This window comes from Bradyrhizobium sp. WBOS08, assembly GCF_024585125.1.
In the GTDB taxonomy this organism is placed as follows: Bacteria; Pseudomonadota; Alphaproteobacteria; order Rhizobiales; family Xanthobacteraceae; genus Bradyrhizobium; species Bradyrhizobium japonicum_B.
In genome coordinates, this window is record NZ_CP028988.1 from 3,818,899 (window position 1) to 3,841,979 (window position 23,081).

The following is a 23,081-nucleotide window of genomic DNA, read 5'->3' on the forward strand; positions in this document are numbered from 1 at the left end:
CAAGTTCTCGCTAAGAGAGGGTGAACGGGATACCGGCGGAGCGCGGAGGTTGTGGGCCTAATATCCCCGCGCCCGGTCCACCACGTTCTCCAGCACACCGCCCGCCTCGAACCGCGCGATCTGCTCGGCGACATAGGCCGAGATCGCGTCCGCATCGGTGTCGGCTGCGTTGTGCGGCGTCAGCACCACCTTGGGGTGGATCCAGAACCGGCTATCCGCTGCGAGCGGCTCCTCCACGAAGACGTCGAGCGAGGCGGCGCCCAGCGTGCCGTCGTCGAGGCAGGCCAGGATGTCGGCTTCGTTCTGCAGGCCGCCGCGGCCGGCATTGATCAGCACGGGCGCGCCGAGCGGGCTGTTGCGGTTGAGCTTTGCGAAGGCGTCGCGGTTGAGGATGCCGTGCGTCTCCGGCGTCAGCGGCAGCAGGCAGACCAGGATGTCGGTCTTGCGCAGGAAGGCATCCATGCCTGCAGTACCATGGAAGCAGTCGACACCGTCGATCGTGCGCGGGCTGCGGCTCCAGCCGGCGACACGGAAGCCGAGCCGCCGCAGCACGTCGGCGGCGTCGGCACCCAGCGTTCCCAGCCCCATGACGCCGACCGTCACCGCGCTCGCCGGCCACTGATATTTCGGCTCCCAGCGCTTCTCGCGCTGTGATTGCCTGAGATAAAGCTCCTGGCGGTGGTGCATCAGCACGTGAAGCACGACATATTCGGTCATGCGGTTGGTGAGGTCGGGTACCGCGACGCGGACCAGCGGCACGTCAGGCAGGCTCTGGTCCGCCATCAGTGCGTCGACGCCGGCGCCGAGATTGAAGATCGCGCGCAGATTGGTGAAGGCGGCCAGATCGCCCGGCACCGGCTTCCATACCGCGGCATAGTGCACCTCGGCCGGATCGAGCCCGGCATCGGGCAGCAGCACCACGGGGCGACCATCGCAGACCGTGTCGAACCGGGCCTTCCAGCGCTCCGGCAGCCAGTTCTGCTGCGTGCTGTTGATCAGGACGGCCAGTGTGCCCATGGTCATTCGAAGTGCCTCGTCAAGGTTCCGCTGAAGAAGGCCCTCCTTGCCACGATCTGCCGGATTTTTCTTGCAAATTTTTTCCGCAGTGCTGTCGGAGCGGGGCATATTGGCGCGTCTTCAGAACAGACGAGGAAAGTGCCGCCCATGCTCTATGCCATCCTTTGCTATCACGATGAGGACTTCGTCGGCTCCTGGAGCAAGGAGCAGGACGAGGCCGTGATGAAGAAGCTCGCGGTGGTGCAGGAGAAGCTCACGAGCCAAGGTCGGCTCGGGCCCGTGGCGCGGCTGTTGCCCACCACGGCGGCGGCGACCTTGCGCAAGGAGGACCCGCCCTTGGTGCTCGACGGCCCCTATGCCGAGACCAAGGAGCAGCTGCTCGGCTTCTACATCGTCGATTGCAAGAATCTCGACGAGGCCCTCGACGTCGCGCGCGATCTCGGCGCCGCCAATCCCGGCGGTGCCTATGAGGTGCGCCCCGTCGGCGTATTCCGGCCCGGAGGAAACCTGACGTGAGCGAGGCCGACACCGCCTGGATCGAGACTGCGCTGACCTCGGCGCGACCCCAGGCGGTCGGCGCGCTGCTGCGCTATTTCCGCGACCTCGACACGGCCGAGGAGGCCTTCCAGAACGCGTGTCTGCGCGCGCTGAAGACTTGGCCGCAGAATGGTCCGCCGCGCGATCCTGCGGCCTGGCTGATCATGGTCGGCCGCAACGTCGCCATCGACGAGGTGCGGCGCACGCGCAGGCAGCAGCCGCTGCCGGAGGACGACCAGGCGATCTCCGATCTCGACGACGCCGAGGGCGCGCTGGCCGAGCGGCTCGACGGCTCGCACTACCGCGACGACATCCTGCGGCTGATGTTCATCTGCTGCCATCCGCAATTGCCGGCGACGCAGCAGATCGCGCTGGCGCTGCGCATCGTCTCGGGCCTGACCGTGAAGCAGATCGCGCGCGCCTTCCTGGTCTCGGAGGCGGCGATGGAGCAGCGCATCACCCGTGCCAAGGCGAAGGTCGCCGAGGCGGGGACGCCGTTCGAGGCGCCCGGCGCGGTCGAGCGCTCAGAGCGCCTCGCCGGCGTCGCGGCGATGATCTATTTGATCTTCAACGAGGGCTATTCGGCGAGCGGCGACACCGCCGAGATCAGAAAGCCGCTCTGCGAGGAGGCGATCCGGCTGGCTCGGCTGCTGCTGCGGCTGTTTCCGAGCGAGCCGGAGATCATGGGGCTGACCGCGCTCATCCTGCTGCAGCATGCGCGTAGCGCCGCGCGCTTCGCCGGGGATGGCACGCTGATCCTGCTCGACGATCAGGACCGTTCATTGTGGAACGGCACCATGATCGCGGAGGGACTTGCCTTGATCGACAAGGCGATGCGCCATCGCCGCAGCGGGCCCTACCAGATCCAGGCCGCGATCGCCGCGCTGCATGCCCGCGCGTCGGCACCGGAGGAGACCGACTGGGCGCAGATCGACCTGCTCTATGGCGCGCTCGAAGTCGTGCAGCCCTCTCCCGTGGTCACCCTCAACCGCGCGGTCGCGGTCTCCAAGGTGCGGGGGCCGCAAGCCGCGCTCGATCTGATCGAGCCGCTGGCTCCGAAGCTCGCCAATTACTTCCATTTCTACGGCGTGCGCGGCGCCTTCCTGATGCAGCTCGGCCGCAACGACGAAGCCCGCATTGCCTTCGACCGCGCCATTGCGCTGGCCAACACGTCGGCGGAAGCCGCCCATATCCGCATGCATCTCGATCGCCTGATCCGGGACAGCCAGCCGAAGGCGAAGGGGGCGTGAAGGCGAAGTGACGCGGCACGGTCGAAAATTCGTTTCGGCAATGTGTCGGCCCTTGCCATTCCCGTTCGTCCTAGGCCCGTATCCACGGAGCCCCCCATGTTAAAAGCCATTGCCATCATCGCCATCCTGCTCGTCGCCGGACTTGCGGGCATCCTCGTCTTCGCGCTGACAAAACCCGACACCCTCCGCGTCGAGCGCAGCCTCGCCGTGAAGGCGCCGGCCGGTGCGATCTATCTCGAGGTCGCCGATTTCCGCCGCTGGACCGGCTGGTCCCCCTATGAGAACCGCGACCCCGCCATGAAGCGCAGCTTCGGTGGAGCTGCGGAAGGCAAGGGCGCGACCTATGCCTGGGACGGCAACAACAATGTCGGCGCCGGCCGTATGGAGATCCTCGAGGCGAACGGGCCGTCCAAGCTTCGCATCAAGCTCGATTTCGAACGGCCGTTCGAGGGGCACAATACCGCCGAGTTCACCTTTGTGCCGCAAGGCGATGCCACTCTGGTCACATGGGCGATGTACGGTCCGGCCCCGTTCATATCCAAGATCATGCAAGTCTTCATCAACATGGACAGCATGATCGGCAAGGATTTCGAGACCGGTCTCGCCAGCCTGAAGCAGCTGACCGAGAAGCACTAAGCCTCACCGCAAACGAAGAGGAGAGAAACAATGCTCAATCCGTATCTGTTCTATCAAGACACTTGCGAAGCGGCGTTCAATCACTACGCCAAGGTTCTCGGCGGCAAGGTCGACGCGATGATGCGCTCGTCGGACGCGCCGCCGGACATGCCCGCGGCGCCCGGCCGCGAGAACATGATCATGCATGCACGGATGTCGCTGCCCGACGGCAGCGTGCTGATGGCGTCCGACGTGCCGCCGGAGCATTTCAGCAAGCCGCAAGGCTTTTCGATCTCGTTCACGGTCAAGGATCCCGCCGATGGCGAGCGCAAGTTCAACGCGCTCGCCGAGGGCGGCACCGTCACCATGCCGTTCAGCAAGACCTTCTGGGCCAAGGGCTTCGGCATGTGCGTCGACAAGTTCGGCATTCCCTGGATGGTGAATTGTCCGGAAGAAATGTGACGCCCGCGACCGCATGCCTGATCGGTCGAGCCGCGATCCCCTCTCTCCATCTCTGCGTGAGAGGGGACGCACGGGCCCGTCATGATCGAACCCGTCGTGATCTCGCTCAGCGGGTCGATCCGGTCACGTCTTCGTCCTGCCGCGGCTGAACACAGCGGGGGCAGATCACGAGCTTGGTGCTGAGCTGCCTGTCGTTCTCCGCTTCGATCTCGTCGTGAACCGCCCACCACGCCTCGGAGTATGGCTGCAAGGTGTCGAGCACACGTTGCCGCTCCTGATTGGGATCGCTTGCCGCGGGCGCGGGATTTGTGGCGCGCGGCTTCGCGATATGAGGGCGTCTGGCCCTCTTGTTCGGATCTTGGCCGAGGCCATCCCTTGCGATCGGACGACGCTCCTGCGCCGGCGCGACTGCACACCCCAGCAGCGCTGTGCAGAAAGTGAGCAAGATAAAGCCGTTTCGCATCAATGCCGGACCCAGATTTCGTCGCGCAATGCGCAAGCGCGCACAGGAAACTTGCACAGCGTCGGTCAAGTGGAACTTAAGGCAAACGAGTGGGCCGGCATGGCCGAGCAATGAACTCACGATTCGCATGACTTTGCGCGAGCAGTGAGGCCGCTTCGTGAAACCAGACGAACTGCATCGCACAACAATTGACGCAATATTGGGCTGTGATCTGCCCGTCAGAATCGCTATTGGTGATTCATAAAATCTAAAAAGCTGGGGTGGACGTCACTTGAAGGGGAGCGACCGATGGCGGCGGCGCTACAGATCAATTTTGCCCTATGGGGAATGCTTATCTGCGTCAGCATGAAGCTGGTGCCGGTGATTCAGACGCTTTATTGAAGGCAGCCCAAGCGTGATGGCGCAGAGACCCCGTGCGCACATGGGTGCGAGCACAGGGAACCTGCCGTATGGCCTTGGGCCAGCCCCGCCAATGCCTTTGATGTGACGCGGTTCACATAAGAGCTCATTCATGTCGCCTTCGTGCTTCTGGCGAATTCGTCAGCGGCAGCGCGGATAGATCGCGGCGAGATCACGGCCCTTGAGCAGAAGCAATCGCGAGCTGAGCCCGCCGCGGCGGCTGATCCAGTCGCGGACCGGGCCGGGATAGGCAGCAAGCACCGCGACCGATGCTTCCGGTTCGGCATAAAGGCGCCCGCGCCGGTCGACCGAACGCGCCGCATGGAAGCCGAGCACGGCACGCTTGGTGACGCAGATGCGCGCTTCCGGCACGACGCTCAGCACCAGTGTGCAGGCAGACAGGCAAGGGCCGTCGATCACCACGCGCTCACCGCTGTCGCGCACCTTCTCGAACAAATCGAGGAACGGCCCTACTTGTCCGCCCGGCGACTGGATGATGCGGATTTCAGCGGCGGCGGGCGTGATCGCAAGGAGTGCCGATGTGAGCATCAGGGCTTTGACGAAAGCGCGTCGCATGGAGCACTCCAACAGCTCGGTTTCGTAGTTTCGTAGGGTGGGCAAAGCGCAGCGTGCCCACCGCAGCGATGTGGTGGGCACGGCGCTCGCGCGCCTTTGCCCACCCTACAACTACAACATCTGTACCTACCCGTTCCGCCTCTGACCGCGCAGCGTCGGCAGGCCGATGCCGGCTGCATCGAAGCCGCCATCAACGGCCAAAATTTGGCCGGTGATGTAGCTCGCACTTGCCGAGCACAGGAAGTAGATCGCTTCCGCAAGCTCCTCCTCCAGGCCGTAGCGGTTGAGCGGAATCGCGTCATGATAGTCGGCGCGGATCTCCCTGGTGTGCACCTGCTTGGCCATCGCCGTGTCGACCGGCCCCGGCGCGACCGCGTTGACGCGGATGTTGAGCGAGGCAAGCTCGACCGCGAGCTGCTTGGTCAGGTGCGCGAGCCCGGCCTTGCTGGTGCCGTAGGCCGAGCGCAGCGTCGAGGCGCGTACCGCCGAGATCGAGGTGATGTTGACGATGGCGCCGCCATGGCCCTCGCGCATCAAGGGCACTGCGGCCTGGGTGCAGAGGAAGGGGCCGGTGAGGTTGACGTCGAGCACGCGGCGCCAATCGGTCTCGGACGTCTCCATCAGCGGTGCGAACACCGCGATGCCGGCATTGTTGACGAGCGCATCGAGCCGGCCGAACCGGCGCTCGACCTCCGCCATCGCCGCGGCGACCGCGGCTGCGTCCGAGACGTCGCAGGTCAGCGCCAGCGTCGCCTCGCTCTGGTCGATCTCGGCGACCGTCCGGCCGAGCAACTCGCCCTCGATGTCGAGCAGCGCCACGCGCCAGCCCTCGGCCAGGAACTTTTTCGCGGTCGCAAGCCCGATGCCGCGCGCGGCTCCGGTGACGAGGGCGACTTTTTGCGGAGAGGCAGGCATGGGCGAATCTTGTCCTTCTGTCGGAAACGGAAGCCGCACGGGCGGCCAGCGCCTTTTACTGCGCTTTCATGCCGGCAAGAAGGACGGAGATCGATAACGGTCGTTTTCCTACGAAAGCTCCGCCGAGGCGCGCTGCATATTGGCCGACATATCCGACGTCACGATGCTCTGCTCCTCGACCGCGGCGGCGGTGGAGGCAATGAACTCGTTGACGCCGGCGATCGCGACCTTGATCGCGGTCAGGGAGCTGGCGACGTCGCCGGAAATGGTATTCAGCGCGTCGATTTCGGACGTGATCGTATCCGTCGCCTGCTTGGCTTGACTTGCAAGATTCTTCACCTCGGAGGCGACCACGGCAAAACCGCGGCCGGCTTCACCCGCTCGGGCCGATTCGATCGTGGCGTTGAGCGCGAGCAAATTGATCTGGCTGGTGATGCCGGAGATCATCTCGACGATGCCGCTCATGGCCTGTGCGGCCGCGGTCAGCTTCTGGGCCTGGCCGTCGGCGGATTCGACGCGGGTGGTCGCGACTTTGGAATTTTCGCGTGACTTCGCCATGGTCTCCGAGATCTCGCGGATCGAGGCGCTCATCTGCTCGCTGCCGGCCGCGACCGCCTCGATCAGCCCGCGCGCGTTGTCGGCCTTCTTGCGGCCGATCGCCTGCGCGGTGATGTCGGTGGCGTATTTCACCACCTTGTAGGGCTTACCGTTGAGATCGAAGATCGGGTTGTACGACGCCTGTATCCAGATCTCCCGGCCGCCCTTGGCGATGCGCTTGTACTCTGCGGCCTGGTATTCGCCCCGGCTAAGGGTCTCCCAGAACTGGCGATAAGCCGGCGAATTCTTCTCGCTCGGCTCTACGAACATGGAATGGTGCTGGCCCTTGATCTCGGCCAGCGAATAGCCCATCGCCTTGAGGAAATTCTCGTTGGCGGTGCGGATCGTTCCGTCCATGTTGAACTCGATCACTGCCTGCGATTTCTGGATCGCGGCGAGTTGGCCGTCATTGTCGGCCGCCTTCATCTTCTGCGCAGTGACATCGGTTGCGAACTTGACCACCTTGAACGGCTTGCCGTTCTCGTCGAGGATGGGATTGTAGGTGGCGATGATCCAGATCTCCTTGCCGCCCTTGCCCAGCCGCTTGTATTCGGCGGCCTCGAACTCGCCGCGGTTCAGCTTGGCCCAGAACGCGGCATAGCCGGCACTCGCGCGATCCTCGGGCGTCACGAACATGCTGTGATGCTTGCCCTTGATCTCGTCGAGCGAATAGCCCATCGCATTCAGGAAGTTCTCGTTGGCGCTGATGATGGTGCCGTCCATCTGGAACTCGATCACGGCCTGCGCGCGGTTCACCGCGGCGATCTTGCCGGAATCCTCCATGGTCTTGATCTTGTACGCCGTGATGTCAGTGGCGAACTTGATGAAGCTGACCACCTTGCCGTTCTCGTCGCGCAGCGGCGCATAGGACGCATGGACCCAGATTTCCTTGCCGCCCTTGCCGAAACGCTTGTATTGCGTGGTCTGGAACTCGCCGCGGTTCAGGCTGGCCCAAAAGTCGCGGTAGCGCGCGCTCTCGCGCTCGGCGGGGCTGACGAAGATGCTGTGGTGCTTGCCTTTGATCTCGGCCAGCGTGTAGCCGCTCATCTTGAGCAGGTTTTCATTGGCATCGAGGATGGTGCCGTCAAGACCGAATTCGATCACGGCCTGCGACCGATCGAGCGCCTCGACCTCCGCGATCGCGTGCCTGACCTTCTTACTCTGGAAATTGAACACGTAAGTCCCCCGCAATGATCAAAGTGAATCGACAGCGCCATATCGTCCCCTGAGACCAAAAGTTGCATGGGCCTGTTGATCAATTGTAAACCCTTGCTGCCTCTCCGTAATTCCACGTGCATGGGCTATCTATTTCAACCTGTTGGCATTCTCGCTCCATATGCACGGCGCAGTTCATAAGACGGGCCGCAATTGTACGGGAATGCACGGCATTATTTTTCACACGCAATTGCGTCGTGGCGGGTGATGTTGGCTCGGTAGGGTGCAAGTAATCTTCCAGGGAACGTTACGGAGGAGACCCGCAATCTCCGACGACTGGGAGTCGCCACCCATCTTGCCAGCGGCGGGCAGCGGGTCGCCAACGCATTGGCCGACGATCGGAGCCGCGCTAGGCCCCCGGCGCCGGGCCTTCCGGATTATTCCGCGGGGCATGTCGGTCCCGCGCGAGTTCATTCGTCTTGAAGGCAAGCGGGCCTGCGCCTCCCGGAACCACGCAGAAGCCAGGCCACCACCCAGGCCACGATCCAGGACACGACCCAGGACACGACCCATGCGATTCATGATGCTGATGATCCCGCTCGGTTACGAAACCGCGCCGCCGGACGTCCAGCTCGATCCCGAGCGGGTCGCGGCGATGATGCGCTACAACGAGGCGCTGAAGGATGCAGGCGTGCTGATCACGCTCGACGGCCTGCATCCGCCGTCGATGGGCGCACGGGTTTCGTTTGCGACCGGCAAGCCCATCGTCACCGACGGCCCGTTCGCCGAGGCCAAGGAAGTCCTGGGCGGATATTGGATGATCGAGGTTGCCTCGCGGGCCGAGGCGATTGCCTGGGCAAAGCAGTGCCCGGCCTCGCCGAACGAAATCATCGAGATCCGGCAGGTGCAGGAGCTGGCCGACTTTCCGCCTGACGTGCAGGCCGCCGCGGCCGGTTTCGGCGACCTGAAGACATAGCGGCGGTGTCGCGATCGGATCGCGGCCGTCAGCAACACATCACCAAAGGAGAGACCGATGAGCACCGAACACAAATTCCTCGCCGTCTATCTCGGCGACACGAGCGGCGGAAAGATGAAGGCCTGGAACGCGATGCCAGAGGCCGAACGGAAGGCCAGAGAGCGCGAGGGCATGGCCGCCTGGCATGGCTGGGTCGAGAAGCACAAGGACGTCATCGTCGAGCTGGGCGGCCCGCTCGGCAAGACCCGCAGGATCGACGGAAGCGGCATCACCGAGATCAGCAACGCACTGACCGGCTTCACGGTGGTGCGCGCTGCCTCGCAAGAGGAGGCTGCCAAGCTGTTCGAGAACCATCCGCACTTTGCGATCTTCCCGGGCGAGGCGATCGAGGTCATGCCTGTCTTGCCGATTCCGCAGATGTAGGTTCGAGTGGATCGACATTCCGCGGCGGTCCGCAGGACCGAACAGGGGATCTCGAGATTCTCAGGTGCGCGAACGCGCACCGGAGTTCGATGCTGGCGCATCGCCCCGGAATGACTGCGGAGGATACGGTTAATCAAACTCGGCCGCCGCTAGTGACCTTCGCGCCCGCCTCATGTAAAGCTCGTTCACATGAGCTGGCGCAAGGAACAGCGCCGCGCCGAGCGCGGCTATCACCACGGCAATCTGAAGGAGGCCCTGCTGCAGGCCGCTCTCGGGCTGATCGCCGAGAAGGGCGCGGCCGGCTTCACCTTCGCCGATGCCGCACGCATGGCCGGCGTCAGCGCGGCGGCGCCCTACCGGCATTTCCGCGACCGTGACGAGCTGCTGTCCTCGATTGCGCAGCGCGGCTTCGAGCAATTCGAGGCGCGCCTGACCGCGGCCTGGGACGACGGCCGTCCCGACACGGTCACCGCGTTCGAACGCGTCGGCAAGGCCTATCTCGCCTTCGCCCGCGAGGAGCCGGCCTTCTACAACGCGATGTTCGAGTCCGGTCTGCCGGTCGACGCCAATCCGGCGCTGCAGGCCGCGAGCGAGCGGGCGTTCAACATCATTCGCGCCGCGGCCGAGCGGCTTGCAGCGCTTGCGCCTCCCGGCATGCCGCGGCCGCCGGCGATGATGATGGCGCTGCACATCTGGACCATGGCGCATGGCGTGGCTTCGCTGTTCTCCCGCGGCGACGCGGCACGGCGAAAACTGCCGATGTCTCCGGACGAGCTGCTCGAGGCCGAGGTTCTGATCTATCTGCGCGGTCTCGGCTTCCCGACCGATCGCCGCCCGCCGGCAAAAGGCGCCGAGCCGCCGCCGGTGCCACCGGAGGCATCCTCCGGTTCCGGAGTGCCGCCCGGGGGGCCCTGGGGCAAGCCGAAATAGACTGACGCAATCATCACGCGGGCGTGTCTGGCGCCCAGCTTGACAAAATCGATGGATGGTTTAGCTATGTAAATGTTATTTACATTCACAACGGCGCTGGTGCCGTGATGGAGATGGGAAATGGCCTACACCGCTGACGTCAATCGCTGGCGCGGCCCTTCGGACCAATACCAACGGTACGAGCGTCCCCGCATGCTCGATACGCCCTGGCATCCCGGCTGGATCGCCGTGACCATCCTCGGCTTCATCATCTGGTGGCCGATCGGACTTGCCCTTCTCTTTTTCACACTCGGGAGCAGAAGAATGTCGTGCTGGAGCAACCAGGATCGCTGGCAGAACAAGATGGAGCGGATGCAGTACAAGATGGACCGCATGCGCGGCCGCATGGAGCGCAGCGGCTTCGGCTTTGGCTTCGGCCCGCCGTCCTCCGGCAACCGCGCCTTCGACGAGTACCGCTCTGAAACGCTGCGCCGGCTCGAGGAAGAGCAGGTCGAGTTCAGGAACTTCCTCGACCGTCTGCGTCACGCCAAGGACAAGGAAGAGTTTGACCAGTTCATGGCACAGCACAAGACCCGTCCGACCCCGCCGCCGACCGACCAGCAGCAGGGCTGACCTTCAAGGCCTGACACCTCTCAAAGCCCTCAGGCGCATGCCCCCAAAGTCCTGATGGCCCCGAGCCGTCCGTCTGCGCAACCCGCAGGCGGGCGGTTTGGCTTTGGGAACGTGGGCACGGCCCCGATCCGTTTGATCGAAGGCGCATGACCCCGAGCGTTCAGCGCACTGTCACGAGCTGGGCCTGCACCGAAGCCAGGAAGTGCGCGTAGGCGTGATCCACGATCTCGTTGAGCGATCGTGTTCGCGCGAAGATCGCCCTGGCTTCAGTGAGAAACTCATCGCGGGTCGGTATCTTCGGCAGATGCAGGTGTGTCAGTGCGTCCACGCCGTCATGCGCGCGATTGAGGATCTCGTGCAGCGTCGGCAGTTGCAGCTGGGCGAGATCGGCCCGACGCCGCGCCGAGGAGATCGCATGCGCCAGCTTCTGGGCATCGAACCGTTCGGCGAGCTCGATGGCAGCCCGCTTGATGACCCGGGCGCCGAGCGGCTGCTCGTTGCGCAGCACCTGTTCGGGCGGCGCTTTCATGTTCCAGACGATCCCGAGCCAGGACAGCACTTTGAGCACGTAATAGGTGATGTCGATCTCCCACCAGCGGAAGCCCTGACGCACGCTGCTCTGGTAGGCGTGGTGATTGTTGTGCCAGCCTTCACCCAGGGTGAACAGCGCCAGCAGCCAGTTGTTGCGGGAATCATCGCCGGTCACGTAGCGCTTGCGTCCATGCACATGGGCGAGCGAATTGATGCAGAAGGTGGCGTGATAGAGCAGCACCGTGCTCCACAGGAAGCCGACCACCAGACCCGACCATCCCGCGACCAGGAAGCAGAGCGCCGCAAGCACGATCGCCGGCAGCAGCTCGAGCCGATGCAGCCACATCAGCTCCGGATAGGCCGAGAGATCGCCGACCTTGACGAGGTCGGTCGCATCGTGCCGGCGGTAGAAGATCCAGCCGAGATGGCTGTACAGGAAGCCGCGATGACGCGGCGAGTGCACGTCGCTCTCGGTGTCCGAATGCAGATGATGGTGCCGGTGCTTGGCAGCCCACCACAGCACGCTCTTTTGCGCGCTGCTTTGCGCCAGGCACGCCAGCATGAACTGGAACGTCCGGCTGGTCGCGTACGCCCGATGCGAGAAATAGCGATGGTAGCCGGCGCAGACGCCGAACATCCGCGCGATGTACAACGAGACGCAGATTGCGACGGCCTGCCATGTGACGCCCGACCAGATCGCTGCAACGCAGCCGAGATGGACCAGCAGGAACGGCACGGCGGAGGGATACATGATGTCGTCGTGGTGGTCGTCGGCGGGCGCGTTGGGCGACATGTCTTGGCGTGACCTCAGGTATTGGGATGCGGGATTCGTGTCGGCAGCAGTGAGGGCCGCCGGATACGAAAACCCCGCGGATGGCGGACCACCGCGGGGCTTGCACGAGCTGCTTTGCATGGACATTTCGGCCAAGGCAGCATCGGCCGACGATTCGACTGACTATATGGTTGCGAATGCCTGGCATGCAAGCTCGTAGCCTCACGGGGAGCTGCGGCATGCTGCTCAGGTTGCCGCGGCCTGGTGCGGAGGGGGCGCGCGGACTATGTTTGAGACCTGCAGGAAGCCCCACATCGGAGGCGGCGATGACGGCAGCTGTGAACGCGACGAACGATCGCCTGTGGCAGCAGATTCGTGGTGAGGCGCAGCGTGCGGCTGCGTCCGATCCGGTCTTCGGCAGATCGCTCGCCGAGGCCGTCCTCGCGCATGACGGTCTTGCGGTTGCTCTGGCCGATCTCATCGGGCGCAGGCTCGGCGGTAATCCCGCAGGGCAGGCGCGCTTCGCTGGCTTTTCCCGCGACGCTTTTCACTTTTCGCCGGAGCTGACCGAAGCGGCCGGCCGCGACTTGCAGGCCATCGTGCGCAACGATCCGGCCATCGCCGGCCTGTTGGCGCCGCTGCTGCACTTCAAGGGTTATGTCGCGCTGCAAGCCTGGCGCGTCTCGAACTGGCTCTGGCATCGCGACCAACGCGATGCGGCGCTGCTGTTTCAGAATGAGGCGTCGAACGTCCTGCAAGTCAGCATTCATCCGGCGGCCAGCATCGGCGCGTCCGTCTATCTCGATCATGCCACTGGCATTGTGATCGGCGCCAACGTCGTGATCGGCGACGAGGTCACCATCCTCCAGAATGTCAGCATCGGCCGCAGCAATGAGCTGCCGACACGCTCGCCGCGCATCGGCCATGGCGTGTTCATCGGTGCAGGCGCGACCATTTTGGGCGATGTCCGGATTGGCGATGGCGCCAGGATCGGCGCCGACACGGTCGTGACCTCGGACGTTCCCGCCTGCTGCACCGCGGTCGGAAATCCCGCACGATTGACCAACTGCCCCGAGCCCGCGCCGGCGGCTTGAGACGCGAACACATCAAGCGGCGTGGCGAGCGGCCCGACCGGAGCCAAGGCATGGTCGCCGAGGCCTGCCCCGACGATTTGTCGTTGATTCAGGCCGCGCGGCGGCGGCCCTCGCCGCCGTGCTGCGGCGTGACCGGCTCCGAGCTGGTCTGGCCCGGCGCATCCAGCACCGCGACGTGATGCCGGTAGACCATCTCCCCCTGGGTCCGGGTTCAGCACCGCAATTCAGGGGCGTTGCGGTGCATCCAGGTACGGACAGAGCTCGTCCGGACGCCAACCGCCTGCGCGGTCTGCCTTTTCCGCCGCCCAATTCACCCCTGGTAACCTCGCATTAACCAACGCCGGGCTCTGGTAAGGGCGGGCAGTCGCGCCCAAAGCCCGAAGCCGAGGCCCGTCAAGGCCCGGGGCCAAAGGCCCATAGTTTTGACATCTTGGCAGGGAATGCAGGCGGCCGGCTTTGGACGAGCCCCTGCACCCCCGAAAGACAAGGCTTTGAGCGGGCTTGCCGGCCGCGCCGGTTGGTGCGCGGTCATTGGGGAACCGGCAGCCATTTGCTGGCCGGCACATCGGGTAACGATCGCCTTGAGAGGATGCTGCTTATGAATCCGGCCGACGTGGCTCAGTCAGCCCTTCCGGTTGCCGCTTCCGCGGACGTGTCGCTGATCGCGCTGTTCTGGCAGGCTCACTGGATCGTGAAAGCGGTGATGCTGGGGCTTCTGGCCTGCTCGGTCTGGGTCTGGGCCATCGCCATCGACAAGATCTTCCTGTTTGCCCGCACCCGCCGCTCGATGGACCGCTTCGAGCAGGCGTTCTGGTCCGGCGAATCGATCGAGGAGCTCTATCGCACGCTCTCGGCCAAGCCGACGCATTCGATGGCGGCGTGCTTCGTCGCGGCGATGCGCGAGTGGAAACGGTCGTTCGAGAGCCATGCCCGCTCGGTCGCGGGCCTGCAGATGCGCATCGACAAGGTCATGAACGTCTCGATCGCCCGCGAGGTCGAGCGGCTGGAACGCCGCCTGCTGGTGCTCGCCACCGTCGGCTCCGCCGGCCCCTTCGTCGGCCTGTTCGGCACGGTCTGGGGCATCATGTCGAGCTTCCAGTCGATCGCGGCGTCGAAAAATACCTCTCTGGCGGTGGTGGCGCCGGGCATCGCGGAGGCGCTGTTTGCGACCGCGGTCGGCCTTATCGCCGCCATTCCCGCCACTATCTTCTACAATAAGTTCACGTCCGAGGTAAACCGGCAGGCCCAGCGGCTGGAAGGCTTCGCCGATGAATTTTCCGCCATTCTGTCGCGTCAGATCGACGAGCGGGGCTGACCGGCGGCATGTATAGTGTGAAGGGCAATTTGGGCACGCGATCATGGCGATGAACGTTGCGAGTTCGTCCGGCGGCGGCGGGCGCCGAGGCCGGCGCAAGCCCGTCGTGGCCGAGATCAACGTCACGCCGATGGTCGACGTGATGCTGGTGCTGCTCATCATCTTCATGGTGTCGGCGCCGATGCTCACGGTCGGCGTGCCGCTCGACCTGCCGCAGACCCAGGCCAAGAGCCTCGAGAACAACGACCAGAAGCCGATCCAGATGTCGGTCGACATCAAGGGCAAGGTGTTCATCAACGATTCCGAGATCGCCATCAACGAGCTGATTCCCAAGCTGAAGGCGATCACGGAGGCGCGCGGCGGGCTCGAGGAACGCATCTATCTGCGCGCCGACAAGAAGGCGGATTACGGCACGGTGGCCAAGGTGATGGGCCTGTTGTCCGGCGCCGGATTCAAGAAGCTCGCCCTCGTCACGGAAGCGGATCAGGGGTAAGCGGTGAAGGTGAACGTCGACAAGACACTCGTTGCGTCGATTGCCCTCCACGTCCTCGTGCTGGGATGGGGGCTCGTCACCTTCAGCAGCAAGGCCTACATCGCGCCTGAGGAGTCGCTGCCGGTCGACATCATCTCCACCGATCAACTCGCCAAGATGATGGCCGGGCAGAAGACCGGCAAGAAGGAAGAGCCGAAGCCGAAGGTCGAGAAGATCGCGGAGCCCAAGCCGGAGGACGACGCCGTCGGCAAGGTCACCGAGAAGAAAGAGCTGATCAAGACCAATTCGCAGCCGGAGCCGCCACCAAAGCCTGTCGAGAAGCCGGTCGAGAAGAAGCCCGAGCCACCCAAGCCCGTGGCCGAGGCGAAGCCGAAGGAAGAGCCGAAGCCGCAGGAGAAAAAGCCTGATCCGGCCAAGGAAGATCCGATCGCCGAACTGCAGAAGAAGCTGGACACCAAGAAGCCGCCGCCCAAGCCCGTGGAGCAGAAGGTCGCGGCGGTGCAGCCGCAGCAGCAGCCGAAGCCGAAGGAGCGCACCTTCGATCCCGCCCAGATCCAGCGTGATCTCGACAAGCGCGCCGCGACCCGGCACGAGCAGACCGGCTCGGCGCTGAATGCATCGGCCTCGCTGGGAGCTGCGACAGGGACCGCCGCCAACAATGTCGCGACGTGGCGCGGTGCGTTCCAGGGCGCAGTCAAGCGCTGCTTCACGCCCACCTATAACGGCCAGGATGCCGATCAGTACGAGGCCGACATCGACATTCCCATGAAGATCGACGGATCGCTGGCTTCGGAGCCGATCGTCGTCGCCGTGCGTGGACCGTCCCGCTCGATTGCTCAGGCCATTGCCGAGAGTGCCAAGCGCGCCATCGTGCAGTGTCAGGTCTATTCGTTCATGCCGAAGCAGCAGTACGAGAGCTGGAAGCTCATTCCGATGACTTTCGGCCTGAAAGACATGTTGTGACATCCGAACAAAAGAATTTTCCAATGAATGACGTCCGATCGATGAACCGCCGCCGCTTCATGACGCTGACCGGATCGACGCTTGCGATGCTCGGAAGCGGACGCGCCTTCGCTCAAGGGCAGGAGGGGCGCCTGCGCATCGATCCCACGGCATTCCAGCCGATTCCGATCGCGATCACCAACTTCCTGCCCGGCTCACCCTCCGACGGCGACGTCGGCAACGGCGTCACGCAGGTCATCACCAACAATCTCAAGCGCTCGGGCCTGTTCGCGCCGATCGATCAGGCCGCCTTCATCGAGCGCATCAGCAACATGGACGTCGCGCCGCAATTCCAGAACTGGAAGACGCTGAACGCGCAGGCCCTCGTCACCGGCCGCATGACGCGGCAGCCCGACGGCCGGCTGAAAGCCGAATTCCGCCTGTGGGACGTGATCTCCGGCCAGCAGCTCGCCGGCCAGCAATATTTCACCTCGCCGGAATATTGGCGCCGTATCGCCCACATCATCTCCGACCAGATCTACGAGCGGATGACCGGCGAGAAGGGCTATTTCGACAGCCGCGTGGTGTTCGTGGACGAAAGCGGCCCGAAGGAGCGCCGCGTCAAGCGACTGGCGATGATGGACCAGGACGGCGCCAACGTGCGCTATCTGACCCGCGGCTCCGACCTCGTGCTGACGCCGCGCTTCTCGCCGAACTCGCAAGAGATCACCTATATGGAGTTCGGCCAGGGCGATCCGAAGGTCTATCTCTTCAACATCGAGACCGGCCAGCGCGAGATCGTCGGCAACTTCCCGGGCATGACCTTTGCGCCGCGCTTCTCGCCGGACGGCCAGCGCGTCATCATGAGCCTGCAGCAGGGCGGCAATTCCAACCTGTTCGTGATGGATCTGCGCTCGCGCTCGACCACCCGCCTCACCGACACGCCGGCGATCGACACCTCGCCGTCCTATTCACCGGACGGCACCCGCATCTGCTTCGAGTCCGATCGCGGCGGCCGGTCGCAGATCTACGTGATGGCGGCGGGCGGCGGGCAGGCGCAGCGCATCTCCTTCTCCAAGGACGACACCAACGCCAGCTATTCGACGCCGGTGTGGTCGCCGAAGGGCGACTACATCGCCTTCACCCGGCAAGGCGGCGGGCAGTTCGCGATCGGCGTCATGAAGCCCGACGGCTCCGGCGAGCGGCTGCTGACTTCCGGCTTCCACAATGAAGGTCCGACCTTCTCCCCGAACGGCCGCGTGCTGATGTTCTTCCGCGACCCCGGCGGCAATGGCGGGCCCTCGCTGTACAGCGTCGACATCTCCGGTCGCAACGAACTCAAGGTGCCGACGCCGGGCTTCGCGTCCGACCCGGCCTGGTCGCCGTTGCTGTCCTCGACGGCGGGTCAATAGGGCGCGGGTTCGGAACGCGCGATCTTTTCGAAAATCGCGCCGATTTTCTCACTTTCGACGAGGCGGGTAAGCCTTTCTTCACCTTGTGCCCGGCAAGGCTTGCCTAATTGCTTGATTTTTAAGCTGGAATTTGTTCGGCATTACCGAAAAACAACTCGACTTTAACGATGTTCCCTCAGAAAGACTTCACCTGAGCCGGGTAAAAGTACGCGCCAAACAGGACGCGCGTACAAACACCAATGCAGTTCGCAAGCCAGAGCGGAGAACCTGAGCCGGCGTCGCCGAGGATTTCGGCCGCGCTGATCGATTCGCTGTTCGAAACGCCAGCTCCCTTGCTGACGGGGCTTGTCTTCGGCGTCGTTGCGGCGGCCGCGACCGCGCTGAAGACGGGAGAACCTTTGATCTGGGCGTGTGTGGCGCTCCTGATCCTCGCCGGCGCTATCCGGGCGTTCGACTTGCGGCGGTACCAGATGCGCAAGTCGACGCTGACCACCGACGAAGCGGCGCGATGGAAGAACCGGCATCAGATCGGGGCGATGATCCAGGCCGCCGCCGTCGGCATCTGGAGCACCACCACGCTGTTGGTCAGCGACGATGCCGTCGCCCATATGATCTCTCTCTCCACGACCACGGGCTTCGTGGCGGGTGGTGCAGGCCGCGCGTACGGACGGCAATGGATATATCAGCTGCAGGCCACGCTTTGCTTCGGTTCGACGGTGGTCGCGCTGGCGTGGCGTGGCACGCCCTATTACATCGTCATGTCGGTCCTGTGCGCCGCGTTTCTGGTGGCCGTCATACAAATCTCGGCCAATCTGCACAGGATATTCATGCGCGCGCTCGTGGCGCGCGAACGCGAAGCGGCCCTGGCGGGCCAGTTCGACAGCGCGTTGAACAACATGCCCCATGGCCTGTGCATGTTCCGTGTCGACGGGCAGCTTGCGGTGATGAATCATCGTTTCAGCGAAATGATGAATCTGCCCGACGATCTCGTCCAGCGCGGCCCCAATGCATCCGAAATCATCGCGGCGTGCGTCAGCGGCGGCTCCATCTCGGCCGAGAACGGCAACCTGATCCTCCGGGAGATCGAGGACGGACGGGTCCGCGAGCTCCTGACCTCGGATCCGGATATCGCGCGCGGACGCGCGCTGTCCTGGACCTTCCAGCCAATGGCCGATGGCGGCACGGTCATGCTGATCGAGGACATCACCGAGCGTAAGAACGCCGAGGCGAGGATCACCCATCTTGCCCGCTACGACGAGCTCACGGCATTGCCCAACCGGGTCAGCTTCCACGACGAGATCGAGCGGCTGCTGGCGAATTCGCATCATGCCGAGCGCCTCTCCGCACTGCTGTTCGTCGACCTCGACCAGTTCAAGCAGGTCAACGACACGCTTGGCCATCCCTGCGGCGACCAGCTGCTGTGCGCGGTTGCCAATCGCCTGCGCGAGATGCTGCGGCCCGACGATTTCGTCGCCCGCTTCGGCGGCGACGAATTCGTCGTGTTCCAGCAGAACATCTCTTCGCCGGAGGACGCCGCCAGCCTCGCCCGCCGCATCGTCGAGCGCCTCAGCGAGCGCTATCGCATCGACAACCACCTCGTCGAGATCGGCGCGAGCGTCGGCATTGCGCTGACCTCCCCGGACGGCAGCGCCAGCGCCGACACGCTGCTCAAGAACGCCGACATGGCGCTGTACCGGGCCAAGGCCGACGGCCGCGGTACCTTCTGCTTCTTCCGCGACGAGATGGCGGCGACCGTCGAGGCCCGCCGCATCCTGGAGCTGGACTTGCGCAAGGCGCTCGCCAACGAGGAATTCGAGCTGTTCTATCAGCCGCTGGTCAACCTCAAGACCGGCAAGATCACCACCTGCGAGGCGCTGCTGCGCTGGAACCATCCGGTGCGCGGCACGGTCTCGCCGGCCGACATCATCCCGGTTGCCGAGGACATGGGCCTGATCGTCGATCTCGGCCGCTGGATCCTGCGGCGGGCCTGCATGGAATGCATGAAGTGGCCGGACGGCGTCAGCGTCGCAGTCAACTTCTCGCCTCAGCAATTCCACCAGCGCGACGTGCTGAGCGAGATCCGCTATGCGCTCGAAGTCTCGGGCCTGCCGACGCATCGGCTGGAGATCGAGATCACCGAGTCCTCGCTGCTGCGCAACACCCAGCTCACGCACGACATCCTCTCGCAGCTTCATGCGCTCGGCGTGCGCATCTCGCTCGACGATTTCGGCACGGGCTATTCCAGCCTGAGCTATCTGCACAATTTCCCGATGCAGAAGGTCAAGATCGACCGCTCCTTCCTCGAAGGCATCGATACCGATCGGCCGCTGACGCTGTTGCGCGGGGTGGCGCGGCTGGCCGCCGATCTCGGCATGTCGGTGGTGGTCGAGGGCATCGAGACCAACGAGCAGCTCGAACTGATCAGCGCCGACGGGACCATCACCGAAGGGCAGGGCTATCTCTTCAGCCGGCCGGTGCCCGCCATCAGGGTTCGGCAATTGCTGAATGCCTCGCACGGCCGCCGCTTGCCCGACGATCAGCTGACCGTCGCCTCGCGATCGATCGCCTGACACCTCCGTAAAACTGCGGGAAATCCCTGGTTTTCTGCAACTGGCAGGGTTAACCCTAACCGGGTGCTTCAATTGCGCCGGCGTTAAGAAGGTGTTAATCCTGTTCCACCCGCGAGGGTTGTTTGTCAGTCGAGGAATGCTGGATGAAGCCCGAAGCCGAACCGCGCGCTTCGCTCTCTGTGCGGGGGGGAGCGCTGTTCGACCGCGTCGACTACCGATCCATCGAGACTCCTGAGGAGAAAGATCAGCTCTATCAGATGCGCTATCGGGCCTATACGCGTGGCGGATTGATTCCGCCGTCGGAGTCCGAGCGCTACAGCGATAGCTACGACGATGCACCCAATGCCCGGATCTTCGGAGTGTATGTCGACGGAGAGCTCTGCAGCTCTATCCGTCTTCACGTGCTGACGTCAGAACAGCGGGCGTCCTGCACCACCGACTTGTTCGGCGACGTTCTTCACCCCCGCCTCGATCGCGGCGAAGTCTTCATCGATCCGGCCCGCTTCGTCGCAAGCCCGGAAAAAGCCAAGTGTTTTCCGGAGCTGCCTTATGTGACGGTGCGGCTCGTCTTCCTGGCCTGCGAGCACTTCAATGCCGATACCGGGCTCGCGCTCGTCCGTCCCGCGCACGAGGCGTTCTATCGCCGGGTCTTTCTCAACGAGACCATCGCAGAACCGCGCTTGTTCCCGAATGCCTTGGCAAAGGTCGCGTTGATGGCGTCTGACTTCCGCGCCGTGCGGGAAAGGGTGTTGACGCGTTTTCCGATCATGCGCTCGAGCGCCTTCGAGCGACGCATGCTGTTTGGGCCCAGCAGTGCGTCATCGCTGAGCGGCGTCTCGCCGAAACTGGCCTCCGAACGTCCAAAGCTGGTCGTCTATTCCTGAGAGCCCGTCGGGGCGCATGCCCTCGAACCGAGCTGCCGTCCAGCGCCAGGCCCGGACCGGGCTTAATTTTAGCCGGTTTTCGCCGCCGCGGACGCTTGCCTTCACCCTCGCGCCACATTTACAACCCATTAACCATGACGGGTGCTTTTCGCCGGTTGGGGGCATTTGATCGGCTGAGGCAAGGTTCCGTCAAGGTTGACGGAACGTTCGCTTAACCAACCCCCTGTAGACCGGACAGCAGTGGACTAACGTGAGCGTGGAGGCTCCGGAATGAAACATCCTATGCGTATCCTCCAGGGATTGAAGCTGGTCGCGGTGCTCGCCGTCGCGCTGTCGATGGGCGCCTGCGCCAACAAGAATGCCGCGACGGATGCGATGGCCAATGCGGCGACGCCGGGCAGCCAGCAGGATTTCGTCGTGAACGTCGGCGACCGCGTGTTCTTCGAAAGCGACCAGACCGATCTGACCCCGCAGGCGATCGTGACCCTGGAAAAGCAGGCGCAGTGGCTCCAGACCTATCCGCGCTACAGCTTCACCGTCGAAGGTCATGCCGACGAGCGTGGCACCCGCGAATACAACATCGCGCTCGGCGCCCGCCGTGCCCAGTCGGTGCGTTCGTTCCTCGCCTCGCGCGGCATCGATCCGAACCGCATGCGCACGATCTCCTACGGCAAGGAGCGGCCGGTCGCCGTCTGTAACGACATCTCATGCTGGTCGCAGAACCGTCGCGCCGTCACCGTGCTGAACGCGAGCTCCTGACGCCGAGATCCTGACGCCAAGGCTGACGCTCGGTCAGGCGCCGTTCATCTTCAGAAACCGATTATGCCGGCGCCCTCTCGGGCGCCGGTTTCGTATCAGCAATCCGTGACCTAAAACCTCTTGGTGGCAGGCACAGTTTTGGCGTACTCCCTTTCTCATAGTGTGGCACGGCGAATGGTCCGCCGCGCGCCACGTCGCTTTCGTCGTCAGGGCAAGATGTCATCGAAATTCAAGGCAATTACCGGCACCGTGGCGACCGCCGCGCTGCTCTCTTTGTGCTCGCCCGCACTCGCGCAATCGATCTTCGCGCAATCGGATGATGCCGATCCCGAGATGCGGATCGAGCGGCTGGAGAACCAGCTGCGCCAGCTCACCGGCCAGAACGAAGAGCTGCAATACCGCAACCGCCAGCTTGAGGAGCGGCTGCGGGCGCTCGAGGGCGGCGCGCAGGCCGCGCCCGGACAGGCGCCCAGTGCCGCGGCGATGCCGCCCGCCCAGATCGCACCAAGTCAGGTCGCGCCGGGCTATCGCCAGCCGCAGCAGCAGGCCGTGCAGCCGCATTACGAGCAGCCGCAGATCGCATCTCCCGCGCCGATCGTTCAGGAGCAGCCGGCGCCCGGCGCCCCCGGCACACGCCGCCGCGGCGATGCCTTCGATCCCAACCAGAACCCGAACGCGCCCGGCGCGCCGCGCGCGCTCGGCGGCGGGCAGCAACCGATGCCGGCAGGTAGCCAGGCCGGAGCGCCCGGCGGCCAGATTGGCTCGCCCGGCGGCCAGATCGGCTCGCCCGGCGGCCGCGGCGCCGGAGAGCCGCTCGATCTCGCCAACACCAGCCCGCGCTACCAGCCGCAGGCGGCCCCCCCGGCGGCCCAGCCCGGTTATCCGGCGCCTGCGGGCGCGCCCGGTTTGACCACGCTGCCGCCCTCGGCCACGCCGCGCGACGAGTTCGACCTCGGCATCGGCTACATGCAGCGCAAGGACTATGCGCTCGCCGAGCAGACCATGAAGAACTTTGCGCAGAAATATCCGAGCGATCCGCTGCTCGGAGACGCGCAATATTGGCTCGGCGAGAGCTACTTCCAGCGCCAGCAATATCGCGATTCCGCCGAAGCCTTCCTCGCCGTCACCACCAAATACGAAAAATCGGCCAAGGCCCCGGATGCGCTGCTCCGGCTCGGCCAGTCGCTCGCCGCCCTGAAGGAGAAGGAGGCCGCCTGCGCCGCCTTCGGCGAGGTCGGCCGTAAATATCCGCGCGCCTCCGCCGGCGTCAAAGCGGCCGTGGACCGTGAGCAGAAGCGGGTGAAGTGCTGATCCACCGCGCGGATCGCTGACAAAACGGATGGCGCTGCGCTAGATTGCGCCCGCCATTCGCTGGCGATTGC

The 23,081-nt window shown here is 64.4% G+C and carries 23 protein-coding genes; 17 read left to right on the forward strand and 6 right to left on the reverse strand.

Features of this window, described 5'->3' with window-relative positions; genetic code table 11:
• Window positions 1-57: 57 nt before the first annotated feature.
• Window positions 58-1,023: a glyoxylate/hydroxypyruvate reductase A gene (locus tag DCM80_RS18160; protein WP_257192940.1), complete on the reverse strand. Its 966-nt coding sequence runs from the start codon at window positions 1,021-1,023 to the stop codon at window positions 58-60.
• A 141-nt stretch (window positions 1,024-1,164) separates the two neighbouring features.
• On the opposite strand from DCM80_RS18160, the gene DCM80_RS18165 reads away from it, so the two are divergent.
• From DCM80_RS18165 to DCM80_RS18180, 4 genes are all read left to right on the forward strand, one after another.
• Window positions 1,165-1,533 (forward strand): YciI family protein, encoded by a 369-nt coding sequence (locus tag DCM80_RS18165; protein ID WP_028138414.1) that lies wholly within the window; start codon window positions 1,165-1,167, stop codon window positions 1,531-1,533.
• Window positions 1,530-2,804 carry an RNA polymerase sigma factor gene (locus DCM80_RS18170; RefSeq protein WP_257192941.1) on the forward strand — a complete coding sequence of 425 codons (1,275 nt, stop codon included), beginning with the start codon at window positions 1,530-1,532 and terminating at the stop codon, window positions 2,802-2,804. The genes DCM80_RS18165 and DCM80_RS18170 overlap by 4 nt, the downstream gene beginning before the upstream one ends.
• Before the next feature lie 96 nt (window positions 2,805-2,900).
• Window positions 2,901-3,440 carry an SRPBCC family protein gene (locus tag DCM80_RS18175; RefSeq protein ID WP_257192943.1) on the forward strand — a complete coding sequence of 180 codons (540 nt, stop codon included), beginning with the start codon at window positions 2,901-2,903 and terminating at the stop codon, window positions 3,438-3,440.
• A 30-nt stretch (window positions 3,441-3,470) separates the two neighbouring features.
• Window positions 3,471-3,881 carry a VOC family protein gene (locus DCM80_RS18180; RefSeq protein WP_257192944.1) on the forward strand — a complete coding sequence of 137 codons (411 nt, stop codon included), beginning with the start codon at window positions 3,471-3,473 and terminating at the stop codon, window positions 3,879-3,881.
• Between the two features lie 106 nt (window positions 3,882-3,987).
• Here DCM80_RS18180 and DCM80_RS18185 read toward each other — a convergent pair whose 3' ends face one another.
• From DCM80_RS18185 to DCM80_RS18200, 4 genes are all read right to left on the reverse strand, one after another.
• A complete protein-coding gene (locus DCM80_RS18185; protein ID WP_257197971.1) occupies window positions 3,988-4,347 on the reverse strand; it encodes a hypothetical protein in 360 nt (119 codons plus the stop codon).
• A gap of 537 nt (window positions 4,348-4,884) precedes the next feature.
• Entirely contained in the window at window positions 4,885-5,319 is a 435-nt protein-coding gene (locus DCM80_RS18190; protein WP_257192945.1) for a hypothetical protein, read from the reverse strand.
• 126 nt (window positions 5,320-5,445) lie between these two features.
• The gene (locus DCM80_RS18195) at window positions 5,446-6,234 is read right to left on the reverse strand and encodes an SDR family NAD(P)-dependent oxidoreductase (RefSeq protein ID WP_257192947.1); all 789 of its coding nucleotides are present in this window, start codon (window positions 6,232-6,234) and stop codon (window positions 5,446-5,448) included.
• Window positions 6,235-6,342: 108 nt separating this feature from the next.
• Entirely contained in the window at window positions 6,343-8,007 is a 1,665-nt protein-coding gene (locus tag DCM80_RS18200) for a PAS domain-containing methyl-accepting chemotaxis protein (RefSeq protein ID WP_257192948.1), read from the reverse strand.
• 550 nt (window positions 8,008-8,557) lie between these two features.
• Between DCM80_RS18200 and DCM80_RS18205 the strand changes: the two genes are divergently transcribed.
• The 4 genes from DCM80_RS18205 (at window position 8,558) to DCM80_RS18220 (ending at window position 10,927) form a co-directional block, all read left to right on the forward strand.
• A complete protein-coding gene (locus DCM80_RS18205) occupies window positions 8,558-8,962 on the forward strand; it encodes a YciI family protein (RefSeq protein WP_257192949.1) in 405 nt (134 codons plus the stop codon).
• Between the two features lie 57 nt (window positions 8,963-9,019).
• Window positions 9,020-9,385, forward strand: a complete 366-nt coding sequence (locus DCM80_RS18210; protein WP_257192950.1) for a YciI family protein — start codon at window positions 9,020-9,022, stop codon at window positions 9,383-9,385.
• Between the two features lie 189 nt (window positions 9,386-9,574).
• Complete coding sequence (locus tag DCM80_RS18215) at window positions 9,575-10,315, forward strand: TetR/AcrR family transcriptional regulator (protein ID WP_028138405.1); 741 nt, start codon at window positions 9,575-9,577, stop codon at window positions 10,313-10,315.
• 120 nt (window positions 10,316-10,435) lie between these two features.
• On the forward strand, window positions 10,436-10,927 hold the full coding sequence (locus tag DCM80_RS18220; RefSeq protein WP_257176734.1) for a DUF2852 domain-containing protein: 492 nt from the start codon (window positions 10,436-10,438) through the stop codon (window positions 10,925-10,927).
• Window positions 10,928-11,087: 160 nt separating this feature from the next.
• On the opposite strand, the gene DCM80_RS18225 is transcribed toward DCM80_RS18220, so the two are convergent.
• Window positions 11,088-12,251, reverse strand: coding sequence for an acyl-CoA desaturase (locus DCM80_RS18225; protein WP_257192952.1), 1,164 nt, complete (start codon window positions 12,249-12,251; stop codon window positions 11,088-11,090).
• Between the two features lie 305 nt (window positions 12,252-12,556).
• Between DCM80_RS18225 and DCM80_RS18230 the strand changes: the two genes are divergently transcribed.
• From DCM80_RS18230 to ybgF, 9 genes are all read left to right on the forward strand, one after another.
• On the forward strand, window positions 12,557-13,324 hold the full coding sequence (locus DCM80_RS18230; protein WP_257192953.1) for a serine acetyltransferase: 768 nt from the start codon (window positions 12,557-12,559) through the stop codon (window positions 13,322-13,324).
• A 598-nt stretch (window positions 13,325-13,922) separates the two neighbouring features.
• Complete coding sequence (gene tolQ / locus DCM80_RS18235) at window positions 13,923-14,639, forward strand: protein TolQ (RefSeq protein WP_028138400.1); 717 nt, start codon at window positions 13,923-13,925, stop codon at window positions 14,637-14,639.
• A 43-nt stretch (window positions 14,640-14,682) separates the two neighbouring features.
• Window positions 14,683-15,132 (forward strand): protein TolR, encoded by a 450-nt coding sequence (gene tolR, locus DCM80_RS18240; RefSeq protein WP_014439796.1) that lies wholly within the window; start codon window positions 14,683-14,685, stop codon window positions 15,130-15,132.
• A 3-nt stretch (window positions 15,133-15,135) separates the two neighbouring features.
• Window positions 15,136-16,095 (forward strand): protein TolA, encoded by a 960-nt coding sequence (locus DCM80_RS18245; RefSeq protein ID WP_257192954.1) that lies wholly within the window; start codon window positions 15,136-15,138, stop codon window positions 16,093-16,095.
• Window positions 16,096-16,136: 41 nt separating this feature from the next.
• Window positions 16,137-17,486, forward strand: a complete 1,350-nt coding sequence (gene tolB, locus DCM80_RS18250) for a Tol-Pal system beta propeller repeat protein TolB (protein ID WP_257197972.1) — start codon at window positions 16,137-16,139, stop codon at window positions 17,484-17,486.
• A gap of 239 nt (window positions 17,487-17,725) precedes the next feature.
• Window positions 17,726-20,056 (forward strand): bifunctional diguanylate cyclase/phosphodiesterase, encoded by a 2,331-nt coding sequence (locus DCM80_RS18255; protein WP_257192955.1) that lies wholly within the window; start codon window positions 17,726-17,728, stop codon window positions 20,054-20,056.
• Between the two features lie 143 nt (window positions 20,057-20,199).
• On the forward strand, window positions 20,200-20,940 hold the full coding sequence (locus DCM80_RS18260; protein ID WP_049820397.1) for a hypothetical protein: 741 nt from the start codon (window positions 20,200-20,202) through the stop codon (window positions 20,938-20,940).
• A gap of 270 nt (window positions 20,941-21,210) precedes the next feature.
• Window positions 21,211-21,699 carry a peptidoglycan-associated lipoprotein Pal gene (gene pal, locus DCM80_RS18265; RefSeq protein WP_018317777.1) on the forward strand — a complete coding sequence of 163 codons (489 nt, stop codon included), beginning with the start codon at window positions 21,211-21,213 and terminating at the stop codon, window positions 21,697-21,699.
• Between the two features lie 216 nt (window positions 21,700-21,915).
• The gene (ybgF, locus tag DCM80_RS18270; RefSeq protein ID WP_257192957.1) at window positions 21,916-23,010 is read left to right on the forward strand and encodes a tol-pal system protein YbgF; all 1,095 of its coding nucleotides are present in this window, start codon (window positions 21,916-21,918) and stop codon (window positions 23,008-23,010) included.
• Window positions 23,011-23,081 lie beyond the last annotated feature (71 nt).

Coding starts and splice junctions, on each gene's coding strand:
- DCM80_RS18260 (WP_049820397.1), top strand. CDS start 20,200: ATGAAGCCCGAAGCCGAACCGCGCGCTTCGCTCTCTGTGCGGGGGGGA.
- DCM80_RS18230 (WP_257192953.1), top strand. CDS start 12,557: ATGACGGCAGCTGTGAACGCGACGAACGATCGCCTGTGGCAGCAGATT.
- tolR (WP_014439796.1), top strand. CDS start 14,683: ATGGCGATGAACGTTGCGAGTTCGTCCGGCGGCGGCGGGCGCCGAGGC.
- DCM80_RS18220 (WP_257176734.1), top strand. CDS start 10,436: ATGGCCTACACCGCTGACGTCAATCGCTGGCGCGGCCCTTCGGACCAA.
- tolQ (WP_028138400.1), top strand. CDS start 13,923: ATGAATCCGGCCGACGTGGCTCAGTCAGCCCTTCCGGTTGCCGCTTCC.
- ybgF (WP_257192957.1), top strand. CDS start 21,916: ATGTCATCGAAATTCAAGGCAATTACCGGCACCGTGGCGACCGCCGCG.
- DCM80_RS18255 (WP_257192955.1), top strand. CDS start 17,726: ATGCAGTTCGCAAGCCAGAGCGGAGAACCTGAGCCGGCGTCGCCGAGG.
- DCM80_RS18160 (WP_257192940.1), bottom strand. CDS start 1,023: ATGACCATGGGCACACTGGCCGTCCTGATCAACAGCACGCAGCAGAAC.
- DCM80_RS18205 (WP_257192949.1), top strand. CDS start 8,558: ATGCGATTCATGATGCTGATGATCCCGCTCGGTTACGAAACCGCGCCG.
- DCM80_RS18175 (WP_257192943.1), top strand. CDS start 2,901: ATGTTAAAAGCCATTGCCATCATCGCCATCCTGCTCGTCGCCGGACTT.
- DCM80_RS18180 (WP_257192944.1), top strand. CDS start 3,471: ATGCTCAATCCGTATCTGTTCTATCAAGACACTTGCGAAGCGGCGTTC.
- DCM80_RS18165 (WP_028138414.1), top strand. CDS start 1,165: ATGCTCTATGCCATCCTTTGCTATCACGATGAGGACTTCGTCGGCTCC.
- DCM80_RS18225 (WP_257192952.1), bottom strand. CDS start 12,251: ATGTCGCCCAACGCGCCCGCCGACGACCACCACGACGACATCATGTAT.
- DCM80_RS18190 (WP_257192945.1), bottom strand. CDS start 5,319: ATGCGACGCGCTTTCGTCAAAGCCCTGATGCTCACATCGGCACTCCTT.
- DCM80_RS18210 (WP_257192950.1), top strand. CDS start 9,020: ATGAGCACCGAACACAAATTCCTCGCCGTCTATCTCGGCGACACGAGC.
- tolB (WP_257197972.1), top strand. CDS start 16,137: ATGAACCGCCGCCGCTTCATGACGCTGACCGGATCGACGCTTGCGATG.
- DCM80_RS18215 (WP_028138405.1), top strand. CDS start 9,575: ATGAGCTGGCGCAAGGAACAGCGCCGCGCCGAGCGCGGCTATCACCAC.
- pal (WP_018317777.1), top strand. CDS start 21,211: ATGAAACATCCTATGCGTATCCTCCAGGGATTGAAGCTGGTCGCGGTG.
- DCM80_RS18195 (WP_257192947.1), bottom strand. CDS start 6,234: ATGCCTGCCTCTCCGCAAAAAGTCGCCCTCGTCACCGGAGCCGCGCGC.